The organism is Bradyrhizobium sp. RP6, assembly GCF_003837805.1.
GTDB lineage: Bacteria > Pseudomonadota > Alphaproteobacteria > Rhizobiales > Xanthobacteraceae > Bradyrhizobium.
On record NZ_RQIT01000003.1, the window covers coordinates 287,466 to 302,504 of the forward strand.

The 15,039-nt window shown below is 64.9% G+C and carries 14 protein-coding genes; 10 read left to right on the forward strand and 4 right to left on the reverse strand.

Features of this window, described 5'->3' with window-relative positions; genetic code table 11:
* Window positions 1-39: 39 nt before the first annotated feature.
* The 6 genes from EHH60_RS10245 to EHH60_RS10270 all read left to right on the forward strand — a co-directional run bounded on the left by EHH60_RS10245 (window position 40) and on the right by EHH60_RS10270 (window position 6,436).
* On the forward strand, window positions 40-882 hold the full coding sequence (locus tag EHH60_RS10245; RefSeq protein WP_124159337.1) for a fumarylacetoacetate hydrolase family protein: 843 nt from the start codon (window positions 40-42) through the stop codon (window positions 880-882).
* Window positions 883-1,018: 136 nt separating this feature from the next.
* Complete coding sequence (locus EHH60_RS10250) at window positions 1,019-1,630, forward strand: glutathione S-transferase family protein (RefSeq protein WP_124159338.1); 612 nt, start codon at window positions 1,019-1,021, stop codon at window positions 1,628-1,630.
* Between the two features lie 14 nt (window positions 1,631-1,644).
* A complete protein-coding gene (locus EHH60_RS10255; protein WP_124159339.1) occupies window positions 1,645-2,514 on the forward strand; it encodes an MBL fold metallo-hydrolase in 870 nt (289 codons plus the stop codon).
* 161 nt (window positions 2,515-2,675) lie between these two features.
* Complete coding sequence (locus tag EHH60_RS10260; protein ID WP_124159340.1) at window positions 2,676-3,824, forward strand: alpha/beta hydrolase; 1,149 nt, start codon at window positions 2,676-2,678, stop codon at window positions 3,822-3,824.
* A gap of 65 nt (window positions 3,825-3,889) precedes the next feature.
* Window positions 3,890-4,861 carry an iron exporter MbfA gene (mbfA, locus tag EHH60_RS10265; RefSeq protein WP_124159341.1) on the forward strand — a complete coding sequence of 324 codons (972 nt, stop codon included), beginning with the start codon at window positions 3,890-3,892 and terminating at the stop codon, window positions 4,859-4,861.
* Window positions 4,862-4,963: 102 nt separating this feature from the next.
* The gene (locus EHH60_RS10270; protein WP_124159342.1) at window positions 4,964-6,436 is read left to right on the forward strand and encodes an amidase; all 1,473 of its coding nucleotides are present in this window, start codon (window positions 4,964-4,966) and stop codon (window positions 6,434-6,436) included.
* Window positions 6,437-6,589: 153 nt separating this feature from the next.
* On the opposite strand, the gene EHH60_RS10275 is transcribed toward EHH60_RS10270, so the two are convergent.
* Both EHH60_RS10275 and EHH60_RS10280 read right to left on the reverse strand, forming a co-directional pair.
* Window positions 6,590-7,678, reverse strand: coding sequence for a Zn-dependent alcohol dehydrogenase (locus EHH60_RS10275; RefSeq protein WP_124159343.1), 1,089 nt, complete (start codon window positions 7,676-7,678; stop codon window positions 6,590-6,592).
* A 77-nt stretch (window positions 7,679-7,755) separates the two neighbouring features.
* On the reverse strand, window positions 7,756-9,540 hold the full coding sequence (locus EHH60_RS10280) for an acyl-CoA dehydrogenase family protein (protein ID WP_124159344.1): 1,785 nt from the start codon (window positions 9,538-9,540) through the stop codon (window positions 7,756-7,758).
* A gap of 221 nt (window positions 9,541-9,761) precedes the next feature.
* Between EHH60_RS10280 and EHH60_RS10285 the strand changes: the two genes are divergently transcribed.
* Together EHH60_RS10285 and EHH60_RS10290 are read left to right on the forward strand one after the other, a co-directional pair.
* A complete protein-coding gene (locus tag EHH60_RS10285) occupies window positions 9,762-10,463 on the forward strand; it encodes an SDR family NAD(P)-dependent oxidoreductase (RefSeq protein ID WP_124159345.1) in 702 nt (233 codons plus the stop codon).
* Between the two features lie 108 nt (window positions 10,464-10,571).
* Window positions 10,572-11,402, forward strand: coding sequence for an enoyl-CoA hydratase (locus EHH60_RS10290; RefSeq protein WP_124159346.1), 831 nt, complete (start codon window positions 10,572-10,574; stop codon window positions 11,400-11,402).
* Between the two features lie 229 nt (window positions 11,403-11,631).
* Here the strand turns inward: EHH60_RS10290 and EHH60_RS10295 are convergent, their stop codons facing one another.
* Both EHH60_RS10295 and EHH60_RS10300 read right to left on the reverse strand, forming a co-directional pair.
* Window positions 11,632-12,255: a GNAT family N-acetyltransferase gene (locus EHH60_RS10295; protein ID WP_124159347.1), complete on the reverse strand. Its 624-nt coding sequence runs from the start codon at window positions 12,253-12,255 to the stop codon at window positions 11,632-11,634.
* A gap of 68 nt (window positions 12,256-12,323) precedes the next feature.
* On the reverse strand, window positions 12,324-12,527 hold the full coding sequence (locus EHH60_RS10300; protein WP_124159348.1) for a DUF1127 domain-containing protein: 204 nt from the start codon (window positions 12,525-12,527) through the stop codon (window positions 12,324-12,326).
* Between the two features lie 110 nt (window positions 12,528-12,637).
* Here EHH60_RS10300 and EHH60_RS10305 point away from each other — a divergent pair, with 110 nt between their 5' ends.
* Both EHH60_RS10305 and EHH60_RS10310 read left to right on the forward strand, forming a co-directional pair.
* Window positions 12,638-13,537, forward strand: coding sequence for a transcriptional regulator GcvA (locus tag EHH60_RS10305; RefSeq protein ID WP_124159349.1), 900 nt, complete (start codon window positions 12,638-12,640; stop codon window positions 13,535-13,537).
* Window positions 13,538-13,681: 144 nt separating this feature from the next.
* Window positions 13,682-15,010 (forward strand): MFS transporter, encoded by a 1,329-nt coding sequence (locus EHH60_RS10310; RefSeq protein WP_124159350.1) that lies wholly within the window; start codon window positions 13,682-13,684, stop codon window positions 15,008-15,010.
* The last annotated feature ends 29 nt before the right edge of the window (window positions 15,011-15,039 follow it).

Below are 15,039 nucleotides of genomic sequence, written 5' to 3' on the forward strand. Positions count from 1 at the left end.
CTATTAACCGATCGGTCCAATCTCCAGGGAGAAACGAGAATGAAGCTTGTTCGTTACGGTGAGAAGGGTGCGGAAAAGCCCGGTCTGATCGACAAATCCGGCCAGTTGCGCGACCTGTCGGCGCATCTGAAGGACCTCACCGGCGAGGCCTATTCGCCTGAGTCCCTGAAGAAGCTGGCGGCGCTCGATCCCGCCTCGCTGCCCGCCGTTTCCGGCAAGCCGCGGTTCGGCGCGCCCGTCACCGGCATCTCGAAATTCGTGGCGATCGGCCTCAACTACAGCGACCATGCCAAGGAGACGGGCGCCGATATTCCGAGCGAGCCGATCATCTTCATGAAGGCCAACACCTCGCTGTCGGGTCCGAACGATCCGGTCGAGAAGCCGCGCGGCTCGACCAAGCTCGACTGGGAGGTCGAGATCGCCGCCATCATCGGCACCCGCGCGAAATACGTGTCGGAAGCCGACGCGCTGAACCATGTCGCCGGCTATTGCGTCTGCAACGACGTCTCCGAGCGCGCGTTCCAGATCGAGCGCCTGGGCCAGTGGACCAAGGGCAAGTCGCACGATACGTTCGGCCCGCTCGGCCCGTGGCTCGCGACCAAGGACGAGATCAAGGACGTGCAGAATCTGTCGATGTGGCTCGACGTCAATGGCCAGCGTCGCCAGACCGGCTCGACCAAGACCATGATCTTCTCGATGGCCAAGTGCATCTCCTATGTCTCGCAGTTCATGACGCTGCTGCCCGGCGACATCATCACCACCGGCACCCCACCCGGCGTCGGCCTCGGCATGAAGCCGCCGACCTTCCTCAATGTCGGCGACGTCGTCACCCTCGGCATCGAAGGCCTCGGCGAGCAGCGCCAGGAGATCATCGCGGCGTAAGCCTCCGCTCTCTCCTCGTCGTTGCGAGGAGCTCTTGCGACGAAGCAATCCAGGTTCTTTCTGCGGAGACAATCTGGATTGCTTCGCTTCGCTCGCAATGACGAAAGCACTGCCCGATGTTCATCAGGATCGTTCCATGAAACTCACCTTCTCCCCCGCCTCGCCCTTCGCCCGCAAGGTGCGCATTGCCGCGATCGAGCTCGGGCTGATCGACAAGATCGAGTTCGTGTCCGCGGCCGTGACGCCGGGCACGCCCAACGAGGACTATTCGAAGATCACGCCGCTGAAGAAGCTGCCGGTGCTGATCACCAATGACGGCGACGTGATTTTAGATTCCTACGTCATCGTCGAATATCTCAACGAGATGGCCGGCGGGAGCCTGATCCCGGATTACGGCCCGCGGCGCTGGAAGGCCAAGACAAATCACTCCCTGATCAACGGCATGCTCGATTCCATGCTGCTGTGCCGCTACGAAAAGATGGTGCGCCCGCAAGGCCTGCAATGGCAGGCCTGGTCGGACGACCATTGGAACAGGGCCTGGACCGGTATGGCGCGCTTCGAGAACATGCCGGAGGTGCTGAACGGCCCGTTCGACATCTCACAGATCGGCCTCGTTTGCGTGCTCGGCTATGCCGACTTCCGCTTCGCCGATTGCGGCTGGCGCAAGGCCTATCCGAAGCTCGACGCCTTCCACCAGAAGATGCTGGAGCGGCCCTCGGTGAAGATCTCGGTGCCGCCAGCCGCATAACAGCGGGAGTTCTCATGAGCCTCAAGTTCTCGATCGGCGATCTCACCATCCATCGCATCGTCGAGCAGGAGACGTCCTTCGTTCCGGCCCTGGAGATGCTGCCGGGACTGACGGCGGAGGTGCTGGCCGAGAATCGGCAATGGATGCGTCAGGCCAGGGCGCTGGACGAGCAGGACGTGTTGCTGCTGTGTTTCCAGTCCTACATCGTGAAGACGCCGCACCACACCATCCTCGTCGACAGCTGCATCGGCAACGACAAGCCGCGCCCCAATCGGCCGAAATGGAACATGAAGACCGACGACACGTATTTGAGCGCGCTGAACGCGGCCGGCTTCTCGGTGGACGATATCGACTTCGTGATGTGCACGCATCTGCATGTCGATCACGTCGGTTGGAACACGCGGCTGGAGAACGGGCGATGGGTGCCGACCTTCCCCAAGGCGCGCTACGTCTTCGCCAGGCAGGAATTCGACCATTGGTCCGCGCAGAACGCGAAGGCGGAAGTCCCGCCCTTCGCCGACAGCGTGCTGCCGGTGGTCGAGGCTAACAGGCACGAGCTCGTCGGCAACGACCATCAGATCGGCGACCACGTTCGCATCCTGCCGACACCCGGACATACACCGGGCCATATCGCCATCACGATGGGTCGCGGCAAGGACGATGCCGTGTTCTCCGGCGATCTCATGCACTCGCCATTGCAGACGCTCTATCCGGAGCTGTCGATCAAGTTCGACGTCGATCCGGCCAAGGCCGCAACGACGCGTCGCAGCTTCCTGGAGCGCTATTGCGACACCGACACGCTGTGCTGCACGGCGCACTTCCCGTCACCGTCCGTGGGGAAGATCAAGCGCAAGGGCAATGCGTTCGTCTGCGCGGCGGTGTAGCGCACCCGATCTTCCTGTTTCTTGCCGTTATGCCCGGGCTTGTCCCGGGCATCCACGTCCTTACAATTGCCGGCAACGAAGAACGTGGATGGCCGGGCATAGGCGAGCGGAAGCGACGCCGTCCTTCGGACGGCTATGCCCGGCCATGACGAGGAGGCACCATGCCTGATCTGCCCCCGATTCCGCTGCCCGCCGACATCCGCTCGCGCTATGTCGACGGCATCAATGGCTTGCGCATGCATGTGCTGGAGGCCGGCTTCGAGACCAAAGGCCGCTCCTGCATCCTCTTGCTGCACGGCTTTCCCGAACTCGCCTTCTCCTGGCGAAAGGTGATGCCGGCGCTCGCCGCTGCCGGCTACCACGTGATCGCACCGGACCAGCGCGGCTATGGGCGCACGACGGGATGGAGTGCGGAGTACGATGGCGATCTCGCGCCCTTCTCGCTCCTCAACCTCGTGCGCGATGCGCTCGCCCTGGTGTCGGCGTTCGGCTACAGGCAGGTCGATGTGGTCGGGCACGATTTCGGCAGCCCGGTCGCGGCCTGGTGCGCCTTGATCCGGCCTGACGTGTTTCGTTCGGTGACGATGATGAGCGCGCCGTTCGGCGGACCGCCGCCGCTCCCGTTCGACACCCTCGACATGCCGGCAAAGCCTGCGGCCGAAGACCCCGTTCATCGCGAACTCGCCGCGCTGCCGCGCCCGCGAATACACTATCAATGGTACTATTCGACGCGCGAGGCGAACGCCGACATGCACCGCGCGCCACAAGGCGTGCATGATTTTCTGCGCGCCTATTATCATCACAAGAGCGCGGACTGGGCCGGCAACAAACCCTATCCGCTGGCGTCGTGGTCGGCGAGCGAGCTGGCGAAGCTGCCGACCTATTACGTGATGGACCTGAACGAGACCATGGCGGAGACGGTCGCCAAGGAAATGCCCTCGCCGGACGCGATCGCCGCCAATCGATGGCTGCCGGACAGCGAACTCGCCTATTACGCCGCCGAGTATGGCCGCACCGGATTCCAGGGCGGGCTGCAATGGTATCGCTACGGCACGTCAGGCATGCTGGACAATGAGATGCAGCTGTTCGCCGGCCGCAGCATCGACGTGCCCTCCTGCTTCATCTCGGGCAAGCAGGATTGGGGCACTTATCAGCGCCCCGGCGCATTCGAGGCGATGCAGAGCCGCGCGTGCACGAACATGCTCGGCTGCCATCTCGTCGATGGCGCCGGCCACTGGGTCCAGCAGGAGCAGCCCGCCGAGGTCAGCCGGTTGCTGCTCGACTTCCTGGCGAAAGCTGGCGGCAGCTGATTTGACCGGGGAACCTCGGCACCCTATATATTTAGAATAGTTCTAAACTAGGAAGCCAGGCTGCCGTGAAAAATTTTGCCGATCTGACCGAACGCGAAGTGCTGGCGGTCGCGATCTCCTCCGAGGAGGAGGACAGCCGGATCTACATGACCTTCGCCGAGGATCTGAAGGAGCGCTATCCGGACTCGGCAAAGCTGTTCGAGCAGATGGCCGAGGAAGAGCGTGGCCATCGTCACATGCTGCTGGAAACCTACGAGCAGCGCTTCGGCCAGCATCTGCCGCCGATCCGCCGCGAGGACGTCAAGGGCTTCCTGCGCCGCCGCCCGATCTGGCTGACCAAGAACCTGCCGCTCGACACGATCCGCCGGGAAGTCGAGACCATGGAGCTCGAGGCCGAGCGCTTCTACGCCAAGGCCGCCGAGCAGGCCGAGGATGTCAACGTGCGCAGGCTGCTCGGCGATCTCGCCGAAGCCGAGAAGGCTCACGAGCATACCGCCGTGAAACTCACCGACGAGATCCTGAAGCCGGACGTGCGCGCCGAGGAGGATCGCACGCGGCGGCGTATGTTCGTGCTGCAATATGTGCAGCCGGGTCTTGCCGGCCTGATGGACGGATCGGTCTCCACGCTGGCGCCGCTGTTTGCGGCGGCCTTCGCCACGCATCAGAACTGGCAGACCTTTCTGGTGGGCCTCGCCGCCTCGATCGGCGCCGGCATCAGCATGGGATTTGCGGAAGCGCTGTCCGATGATGGCTCGCTCACGGGGCGCGGCTCGCCCTGGCTGCGCGGCATCACCTGTGGCGCGATGACGACGCTCGGCGGGCTTGGCCACACCGCGCCCTATCTCGTTCCCGACAGCTGGGCCAATGCGTTCTGGATCGCGACGGGAATCGCCTGTGTCGTCGTGTTCTTCGAATTGTGGGCAATCGCCTTCATCCGCTCGCGCTACATGGACACCCCGTTCCTCCAGGCGGTGTTCCAGATCGTGCTGGGCGGCGCCATCGTGCTGGCGGTCGGGATCGTGATCGGGGCGGCGTAGGAGCCACACTGTCCCACTGACATAGCAATCTCCATCAAACAGCCGTTGCCGCGTTCGGCCAAACTGCGCATCATCCTCCAACAACCAGAGCGGGAGAACGCCGTGGCGAGGTCGGAATGGAGTTTCAAGAGTGCGGTCGAGTTGTCGGCCGCATTGAGCGCGAGGAAGGTCTCCGCGGTCGAGCTCACGCAGGATGCGATCGAACGCATCGAACGGCATGACGGCAGGATCAACGCGATCTGTGTGCGCGATTTCGAGCGCGCGCTCGTTGCGGCGCGCGAGGCGGACGCGGCGCTGGCCCGCGGCGAGCGCAAGCCGCTGCTCGGCCTGCCCACGACGATCAAGGAATCCTTCAACATCGCCGGCCTGCCGACGACCTGGGGGTTCGTGCCGCAGAAGGACTTCAAGCCTGTGGAGGACGCGCTGGCGGTGACCCGCATCAAGCAGGCCGGCGGCATCATTCTCGGCAAGACCAACGTGCCGGTCGGCCTCGGCGACTGGCAGAGCTACAACGACATCTACGGCACCACCAGCAACCCCTATGATCTCGGCCGCACACCGGGCGGATCGTCCGGAGGATCGTCCGCAGCCCTCGCCGCGGGCTATTGCGCGCTCGCCACCGGCTCGGATATCGGCGGCTCCCTGCGTGTGCCGGCATTTCATTGCGGCATCTTTGCGCACAAGCCGACCATCAATCTCTGCGCGGCGCGTGGCGAGACTCCGCCGCCGTTTCCAGCCATTCCGCGCGAGGGCGACCTCGCCGTCATCGGGCCGATGGCGCGCACGGCGGCGGATCTTTCCTTGCTGCTCGACGTCATGGCGGGACCCGATCCGCTCGACGCCGGTATCGCCTACAAGCTCGACTTGCCAGCTGCACGGCATCAGTCGCTGCGGGATTTTCGTGTCCTGGTGATCGACAGCCATCCGCTGCTGCCGACCGACCGGGATGTCCGCGGCGCGATCGACAAGCTCGCAACCGATCTTGCGAAGGCCGGCGTGACCGTCGCACGAGAGAGCCCACTGCTCCCGGACTTCGCGGAGACGTCGCGGCTTTACATGCGCATGTTGCTGAGCTTCCTCGGCGCGTTCTTGCCTCCCGACGAGCTGGCGGATGCGCAGGCGCGGGCGAGCCAGCTGTCACCGGAGGATCGCAGCCTCGGCGCGGAGCGACTGCGTGGCATCACCGCAAGCCACCGCGCCTGGGTGCTCGACGCCGGCAGCCGCGCCGGCCTGCGTGCGCAATGGCGCGCGCTGTTCGGGAGCTTCGACGCGGTGATCTGCCCGATCATGCCGACGCCGGCCTTTCCGCATGATCATTCGCCGGAGCAGCGGCTGCGAACGATCAGCATCGACGGCAAGGACTATCCCTATTCCGACCAGCTCGCCTGGCCGGGCATTGCCACGCTTCCGGGTCTACCTGCAACGGCAGTTCCGCTCGGTCTGTCGAAGAGCGGCCTGCCCGTCGGCGTCCAGATTGTCGGCCCCTTCCTCGAGGACCGCACGCCGCTCAAGCTCGCCGAGCTGATCGAGCGCGAGTTCGGCGGGTTCGCGCCGCCGAAGATGTTTGACGATTGATCCCTCCACGTCATTGCGAGCCAACGGGTCCGCGCGAAGCGCGGCCCGATGACAGGCTCCGCGAATCAATCCAGACTACCTCCGCGGAGGATCCTGGATTGCATCGTCGCAAGGGCTCCTCGCAATGACGGAGCGAAAACAGCGATACCGACCTCAACTATCGAACATGATCACGCTGCGCAGCGTCCTGCCGGCTTTCATGTTGGCAAAGCCCTCGTTGATCTCGGAGAGCTTCAGCTTGGCCGAGATCCAGTCCTCGAGGTGCAGGCGGCCACGCAAATAGAAGTCGACCAGGCGCGGCATGTCCACGCGGAAATGGTTGGAGCCCATCGAGGAGCCCTGGATCTTGCGCTCGCGCAGGAAGTCGAAGCCGTGCAGCTCGATCTTCTGGCCGAACGGGATCATGCCGACGATGGTTGCGGTGCCGCCGGAAGCGAGCATGCCGAACGCCTGCTCGGCGGTCTCCTTGCGGCCGAGCACCTCGAAGGAATGATGCACCCCCCCATTGGTGAGGTCGCGCACCTGCTTCACGACGTCACCATCCGCCGGGTTGATGATATCAGTCGCCCCCAGCTTGGTCGCAAGCTGGAGCTTGGCCGGATTGGTGTCGATGGCGATGATGCGGCCGGCGCCGGCGATCTGCGCGCCGTTGATCGCGGCCATGCCGACGCCGCCGCAGCCGATCACCGCCACGGTCTCGCCGGCCGTCACCTTGGCCGTGTTCACCACGGCGCCGTAGCCGGTGATGACGCCACAGCCGATCAGCGCGGCGAGATCGAGCGGCATTTCCTTGCGGATTTTGACGATGGCGTTCTCGTGCACCAGCATCTGCTCGGCAAATGACGAGAGATTCAGGAACTGGTGCAGCTTCTCGGGCTTCGACCATTGCATCCGGTTGGAGACGCCCGGCAGCATCTTCACCGTGGTGTCGGTGCAGAGCACGGTGCGGCCCGTGGTGCAGTTGTCGCAGGTGCCGCAGAACACCGACAGGCAGGTGACGACGTGGTCGCCCGGCTTGACGTAAGTGACATCGGAGCCGACCTGCTCGACCACGCCGGCGGATTCGTGCCCGAGCACCGCGGGCAGCGGATGCGGATAGAGTCCTTCCATGAAATGGAGATCGGAGTGGCAGAGGCCGGCGACCGCGGTGCGGATCAGAACCTCGCGCGGGCCGGGCTTGGGCAGGCTGACGTCCTCGATGACGAGCGGCTGGTTGACTTCATGGAGGACGGCGGCCTTCATCGGTGTTTCCTCATTGTTATGATTTTCGTTACTTGCGGGGACTTCACCTCTCCCATCGAGAGAGGTGAAGGGCGAGCCTACGCCGCCAGAACCAGTTCGCCAACCTCGCTCATGCTGCCTGCGCGATCGCCGAGCAACAACGCTGCGATGTTCGCTTGCGCGGCATTTTCCGTCAGCCGGAACGGATCGCTCGGCAACACCCGATGATCGATGACGAGGCGTGACAGCAGCAAGCGGCGCGCATCGCCGCGCATGTCGTGGATGCGATGCGCCTCCCAGGCGAACGCGACCGCGCTGGCGACATGATAGAGCAGGCTGGTGGCGCGGCGCGCCTCCGCCTCGTTCTCGGACTTGCTTGCGACCTCGCGCGCAAAGCCGACGGCGCGATCGGTGAGGCCGCGCAGACGATCGCGCCAGGCCTGCGGCACGGAGGCGCTGTCGTCGAGCCGGGCCTGCAGATCGGCCGCGAGCGCGGACTCCGCGCCGTGACGGCCGACCGCGCGCCGCAGCGCATCGATCGCCACGATGTTGCCGGTGCCCTCCCAGACCGAGCCGAGATGCGCGTCGCGGAGCAGGCGGGCGGTGGCGAATTCCTCGATGTAGCCGATGCCGCCGCGCATCTCGAGCGCATCGCCGCAGACCTTTCGCGCGTCGCGCGTGGCGCGGAATTTCAGCGTCGGGGTGAGAATGCGCAGGAGCGCCGCCGCATCCTGGCTGCCGGCTTCGGCGCGATCGAGTGCATCGGCGGTGAGAAAGCTCATCGACAGCGCCTGCTCGACCGGCAGCATGATCTTCATCATCTGCCGCCGCCCGAGCGGCAGGTCGATGATGCGGCTGCCGAACACGACGCGGTTCGTCGCCACCGTCATCGCGTCGTGATAGGCGCGGCGCATCAGCGCGGCGGACTTGACGCCGTTGGAGAGCCGCGACGAGTTGACCATCTCGGCCATCTGCACGAAGCCGCGGTCGAGCTTGCCGACCACGTAGGCGATCGCGCCTTCGAGCTTGATCTCGCCCGAGGCCATCGAACGCGTGCCGAGCTTGTCCTTGAGCCGCACGATCCGGTAGTTGTTCTGCGAGCCGTCGTCGAGGAAGCGCGGCATCAGGAACAGGCCGACGCCACGCGTGCCGGGGCCGGCGCCTTCGGGCCGCGCCAGCAGCATCACGACCTTCGCATCCGCATTCGAGCAGAACCACTTCTCGCCGTAGAGACGCCAATGGTCGCCCTCCTGCACCGCGCGCGTGGTCAGCGTACCGACGTCGGAGCCGCCCTCCTTCTCGGTCATGAACTGGCCGCCTTGGGTCAGCTTGCTCATGTCGGTCGAGGTCAGGCCGTCGAGATATTTTGCCTTCAGCGCCTCGCTGCCGAAGTTTGCTAGCAGCTTGGCGCAGCCGTCGGTGACGTTGATCGGGCAGCCCATGCCGAATTCGGTCTGGTTGAACAGGAAGGTGAAGGCGTGCTTGGCCACCACAGGAAATTTGTCCGGCCAGCCCATGATACCCTTGCGGATCGAGAGCGCGTGGATGCCGAACTCGCCGAACGCAGCGTTCTCCAGTTCGCGATAGGCCGGGTGGTATTCGATCCACTGCACGTCACGGCCGAACTTGTCGCGCTGGTGCAGAATGGGCGTATGCCGGTCCGCGAGCCGGGCGCACTCGTCGAGACGGCCGCCGGCGAGTTCGCCGAGACGATCGAGATGCGGCTCGATATGACGGAACAGCGTATCAGGCAGATGGATGCGCAGGAGATCGGCGAGCGCCGGATCGGCGCGGTAGAAATTCATGCCTGACGTATCGGGCGCCAGCAGGCCGGATGGTGCGGCCGCGACATCTTGTGGCTGCGCTGTGACCGGCTTGTGCATGATCGTCCTCTTCGTTTCCGTCCCACGGCAATTCTTTGCGCTTGCCGCTTGGGATGATGTCGATCATGCTCCAGTCGCGGACCGCGATAAAGCCGCAAATTGTCAGGGCGGCATGATCGCCGCAGAGGAGCAATTCGCTCTGCGGAGTTGTCATCTTCCCGGCTGGTTCTTCGCACAGCCCATGCATAGATCAGCGGCTCCTGCTTCCGAGAGATCACGCCATGGAACATCCGAAATACAAGATCGCCCTCATCGTCGGCGCCGGCGAAGGCCTGAGCGCCTCGCTGGCGCGGCTGCTCTCCGCCCAGGGCGTCCGCGTCGCGCTCGCCGCGCGAAAGATCGAAAAGCTCGGCGCGCTCTGCAGCGAGACAGGGGCCAGGGCCTATGCTTGCAATGCCACCGAGCCCGACGAGGTGGAACGGCTGTTCGGCCTCGTCGAGCGTGAGATCGGAACGCCCGACCTCGTCGTATACAATGCGAGCGGCCGCACGCGCGGGCCTTTTATCGAGCTCGTTCCGGCCGACGTCGCGCAGGCGATTGCGGTCAGCGCCTATGGCGGCTTCCTGGTCGCACAGCAGGCGGCCAAGCGCATGCTGCCGAACAAGCACGGCGCGATCCTGTTCACCGGCGCCTCCGCCAGCGTCAAGGGTTATGCGCAGTCCGCGCCGTTCGCGATGGGCAAGTTCGCGCTGCGCGGCCTCGCACAGAGCATGGCGCGCGAGTTGTCGCCGCAAGGCATCCATGTCGCGCATTTCGTCATCGACGGCGGCATCAGGAGCGCGACGCGAACCGAACCGGCGGACAAGCCGGATTCGATGCTCGATCCCGACGCGATCGCGGAGAGCTACTGGAACGTGCTGCAGCAGCCGCGCAGCGCCTGGAGCTGGGAGCTGGAGCTGCGGCCCTGGGTGGAGAAGTTTTGAGTTCAGCTCGTCATTCCGGGGCGGTCCGCAGGACCGAACCCGGAATCTCGAAATTCCGGGTTCGCTGCTTCGCATCGCCCCGGAATGACAACAAAATGGGGAGGCGACATGACCACGGAAATTACCATCGACACCGGTACCAGCGAGCTCCTCTGCGTCATTCGCGACCGCGTCGCCATCATCACGCTGAACCGGCCGGAGGCGCGCAATTCGCTGTCGGACGCGCTGACGCCGGCGCTGCGCACGATGATCCGAACCTGCGGCGAGGATCCACGTGTCGGCGCGCTGCTGCTCACCGGCGCGGGCGAAGCCTTCTGCGCCGGCGGCAACGTCAAGGGGATGGGCGCGCATCGCGATCCGAAGAAGCTCGAAATGTCCTTCGACGACAAGGTCGCCGATCTCAAGGAGCGGCAGCGGCTGCTGACCGGCGCGCTGGTGTCGGTGCGTAAGCCAACCATCGCCGCGCTACCCGGTCCCGCGGTCGGCGCCGGCCTCGCCATCGCCATGGCCTGCGACATCCGCATCGCCGCGCAATCGGCCTTCGTCGCCACCGGCTACGCCCGGATCGCGCTCTCCGGCGACTACGGCATCGCCTGGCTGCTGACCCGGCTGGTCGGCACCGCCCGGGCGCGCGAATTGATGTTCACCGGCGATCGCGTCGATGCCGCGCGTTGCGAAGCCATCGGCCTCGTCAACCGCGTGGTGCCTGATGACAAGCTGCAGACCGAGGCCTTCGCACTGGCCAGATCGCTCGCCGAAGGCCCGCGCCTGGCGCTGCGCTACATGAAGGACAATCTGGACGAGGCCGTGCTGTTCGATTTCGAAACGGCCAGGGATCACGAGGCTGAACGGCTGATCCGCCTGACCACGACCGCCGATCACAAGGAGGCGGTGCAGGCGTTCATCGAGAAGCGGAAAGCGGTGTTCACGGGGAAGTAGCTCCGAAACGAGGAGCGTCATTCCGGGGCTATGCGACGGGACCGCAAGGCGCGGCCCGGAGCATCGGGCCCGGAATCCATTGGGCCGCAGAACGCGCGGCGAAATGGATTCTCCGATGCGCAATTGCGCATCATGGTTCGCGCTATTCGCGCCCCGGAATGACGATGAAGAGAGCGGAAGGCGAAAAAGACGCCCGGCTCTGGCGTGGCCAGGCCGGGCTGCAGTGGTGTCAGGCCGAGGCTGAGGGGCTGTCGGCCTGACGGGAAAGGGCAGCGAGGCGCCAGCTCGCGCAGGGAATGTCTTTCGGAGCGACGCTGATCTCCTTGTCGAAGCGCACCAGCTTCCAGTCGTCGGGATGGTGGACGAAGGCGAAGCCGGCTTTGCGCGCGAGCGAAACCATCGCCTCGTTGGAGCGCAGCGTGTCGCCGAACATGTGCTCGGCTCGAAGCGCGGCGGCGCGGCATTCGAGGTTCTTCATCAGCGCGGTGGCGATGCCGTGACCCTGCCAGCGGTCGTCGACCGACAGGCCGAACTCGAGAGTCGCGGTCTCGGCATGAAAGGCATAGCGCGCTTCGGCCACGATGGTCTCGAAGCCGTCGACCATCATGGTCGCAACGATCGTGAAGCGCTCGCCCTCGCCGATCTGAAGAAAGTCGTGCAGCAGGCCCTGCGGCAGCTCGCTGATCGCGCCGAAGAAACGATTGTAACGAGAGCGCGTCGAGAGCGAACGGAAATAGTGCTGGAGCTCCTCGGTGTCGCGCGGCTCGACGAAGCGAACGTTGAGCGCCGCTCCGTCGCGGGTGCGCAGCGTATCCGAATATTGCTTCAGGTCTTCGAGGCGAAGGATGCTCATGACACATGCCGTGCGCAAAAAGGGACCGCCGGCGCCCCACAGTCAGGCGGCGCCGGCCTGGCGGCCAATCAGGCCCGCCAGAAGGGTTTGTCGGCCTCGTAGGCGATGTCGGACCAGGACAGCCCGACATCATGGAGGTCGCGGGCGGTCCAGTTGGTCAGCTCGCGCCTGGTGCGGTAGCGCTCATGCCAGACGTGAAGCGTCTCGCCGATCTGCTGGATCAGGCCGGGTGCATGATGATTTGTCATCGAATTGTCTGTCAAAGTAGACATTTTCAGCTCCTGGAGCTAAGTTGACCGCTAATATCTGCTTCCTACCGCGCTGCGACAAACGACAATTTGTACCTTTTCGCATGAAATAACGTCATGCATCCTGCTGCCAAATGACTGCCAGATTGCCGTCCCTGAACGGATTGCGGGCGTTCGAGGCCGCCGCGCGCCATCTCAGCTTCACGCTGGCAGCCAGCGAGCTGAACGTGACCCAGACCGCGATCAGCCATCAGATCCGCAGACTCGAGGAGGAACTCGGCATCCGCCTGTTCATCCGGCAGAACCGCGCGCTGGCGCTGACGCCGGAGGCGCGCGACTACCTCCCGGGCGTTCGCGCCGCCTTCAACGACCTCCGGCTCGCCACCGACCGCCTGCTGCGCAAAGAGGACGACAAGGTGCTGACCGTGTCGACACTGGCCTCGCTCGCGGCAAAATGGCTGCTGCCGCGCCTGACCGATTTCCAGGAGCAGCATCCCGGCATCGACGTGCGCATCACCACCTCGACCAGCCTCGTCGACTTCCAGCGCGACAATGTCGATGCCGCGATCCGCTATGGCCGCGGCCAGTGGCCGGGCCTGCGCGCCGACTGGCTGATGGCGGACGAGCTGTTTCCGGTGTGCAGCCCGTCGCTGTTGCGCGGCGACAAGCCGCTGCGCCGGCCGGAGGATCTGCGCAACCATCCGCTGCTGCACACCTCGAACGCCAACAGCGATGATTGGCGGCTGTGGCTGACTGCGGCGGGCCTGCCGGCCGACATCGCAAGGCAACCTGGCATCACCTTCGACATGATCTTCATGACCATTCAGGCCGCGATCGACGGCATCGGCGTGGCGATGGGGCGGACCTCCTACGTTCAGGACGACATCGCCAAGGGCCGCCTCGTTGTCCCCTTCAAGATCGCACTGCCGGCCGATGCCGGGTTCTACCTGGTCGCGCCGGAGGGCCGCCGCGAGGCGCCGAAACTTGCCGCATTCCGGCAATGGATCGTCGCTGCAACGCAAAATAAAGCCTGAAAAATCATCAGCTTCCTCCGGAATACCGGTTGACTCGCCCCGCTCCGCGCGGGAAGGGGTATGACAGATTGTCGCAGCATCAATCTGTCGCCTTGCCGTGAATTTCAGTCGGCCCGGCCACGTCTTTCCAAGGGGAGCAACGTCATGGCTGGACCAGCCGCCTCAACCAGTCCGCCCGCAATCAAGTCACGCGTCGGGGCGATCCTGCGCGCAACTAGCGGCAATTTCCTCGAGCAGTTCGACTTCTTCCTGTTCGGCTTCTATGCCGCCGCGATCGGCAAGGCGTTCTTCCCCTCGACCGACGAGACCGCCTCCCTGCTCAACACGTTCGGCGTGTTCTGGCTCGGCGCCTTGATGCGCCCCGTCGGCGCCATCGTGCTGGGGGCCTATATCGACCGCATCGGCCGCCGCCAGGGACTGATCGTCACGCTCGGCATCATGGCCTTCGGCACCGTCGTCATTGCGTTCTGCCCGAGCTACGCGACCATCGGCATCGCAGCACCGGTCATCGTGCTGATCGGCCGGCTGCTGCAAGGCTTCTCGGCCGGCGTCGAGCTCGGTGGCGTGTCGGTGTATCTCGCGGAGATCTCGACGCCCGGCAATCGCGGCTTCTACACCTCGTTCCAGTCGTCGAGCCAGCAGGTCGCGATCTTCGTGGCCTCGATCCTCGGCTACATCCTCTCCGAGGTGATGCCGGCCGACACCGTGGCCGCCTGGGGCTGGCGCATTCCCTTCTTCGTCGGCTGCCTGATCATTCCGCTGATCTTCCTCCTGCGGCGGACGCTGGAGGAGACGCCGGCCTTCCTCGCCATGAAGAAGCATCCGAGCGCGAGCGAGGTGTTCGCCTCGGCGCTCGCCAACTGGCGCGTCGTCGTGCTCGGCATGATGATCGCGATCCTGACCACGACGACGTTCTACTTCGTTACCGTGTATACGCCGACCTTCGGCAAGACCGTGCTGAAGCTGTCGACGCAGGATGCGCTGCTGGTCACCCTGCTGGTGGCGGTGACCAACTTCATCTGGAATCCGGTCGGCGGCGCGCTCTCCGATCGCATCGGCCGCAAGCCGGTGCTGATCGCGATCGCCTGCCTGTCGCTCGTCACCGCCTATCCGGCTCTGCACTGGCTGGTGGCGGCGCCGAGCTTCGGCAAGCTGCTCGCGGTCGAAATGATGTTCTCGTTCTATTTCGGCGTCTACAGCGGCACCATGTTGGGTGCCCTCGTCGAGATCGTTCCCGCGCATGTCCGCACCACCTGCTTCTCGCTGGCGTTTGCGCTCGCCGCCGCCCTGTTCGGCACCTTCACGCCGTTCGCCTCGACCTGGCTGATCGAGCGGACCGGCGACAAGGCCTCGCCCGGCTTCTGGCTGATGTTCGCCGCCCTGCTCGGCATCATCGCGGCCTCGACGGTGTATCGCGGCGGCAAGGCGGTGCCGGCCTATGATGCGGTGCCGGAGCCGGTGGCGGGGCGTTAGGACGGTGTCATTCCGGGGCGCCTCGAAGA

What these genes read in the sequence shown, in the direction of transcription:
- EHH60_RS10255 (WP_124159339.1), top strand. Translation starts at nt 1,645, where the DNA reads ATGAGCCTCAAGTTCTCGATCGGCGATCTCACCATCCATCGCATCGTC.
- EHH60_RS10310 (WP_124159350.1), top strand. Translation starts at nt 13,682, where the DNA reads ATGGCTGGACCAGCCGCCTCAACCAGTCCGCCCGCAATCAAGTCACGC.
- EHH60_RS10295 (WP_124159347.1), bottom strand. Translation starts at nt 12,255, where the DNA reads ATGAGCATCCTTCGCCTCGAAGACCTGAAGCAATATTCGGATACGCTG.
- EHH60_RS10280 (WP_124159344.1), bottom strand. Translation starts at nt 9,540, where the DNA reads ATGCACAAGCCGGTCACAGCGCAGCCACAAGATGTCGCGGCCGCACCA.
- EHH60_RS10285 (WP_124159345.1), top strand. Translation starts at nt 9,762, where the DNA reads ATGGAACATCCGAAATACAAGATCGCCCTCATCGTCGGCGCCGGCGAA.
- EHH60_RS10245 (WP_124159337.1), top strand. Translation starts at nt 40, where the DNA reads ATGAAGCTTGTTCGTTACGGTGAGAAGGGTGCGGAAAAGCCCGGTCTG.
- EHH60_RS10275 (WP_124159343.1), bottom strand. Translation starts at nt 7,678, where the DNA reads ATGAAGGCCGCCGTCCTCCATGAAGTCAACCAGCCGCTCGTCATCGAG.
- EHH60_RS10300 (WP_124159348.1), bottom strand. Translation starts at nt 12,527, where the DNA reads ATGTCTACTTTGACAGACAATTCGATGACAAATCATCATGCACCCGGC.
- EHH60_RS10250 (WP_124159338.1), top strand. Translation starts at nt 1,019, where the DNA reads ATGAAACTCACCTTCTCCCCCGCCTCGCCCTTCGCCCGCAAGGTGCGC.
- EHH60_RS10290 (WP_124159346.1), top strand. Translation starts at nt 10,572, where the DNA reads ATGACCACGGAAATTACCATCGACACCGGTACCAGCGAGCTCCTCTGC.
- EHH60_RS10305 (WP_124159349.1), top strand. Translation starts at nt 12,638, where the DNA reads ATGACTGCCAGATTGCCGTCCCTGAACGGATTGCGGGCGTTCGAGGCC.
- EHH60_RS10260 (WP_124159340.1), top strand. Translation starts at nt 2,676, where the DNA reads ATGCCTGATCTGCCCCCGATTCCGCTGCCCGCCGACATCCGCTCGCGC.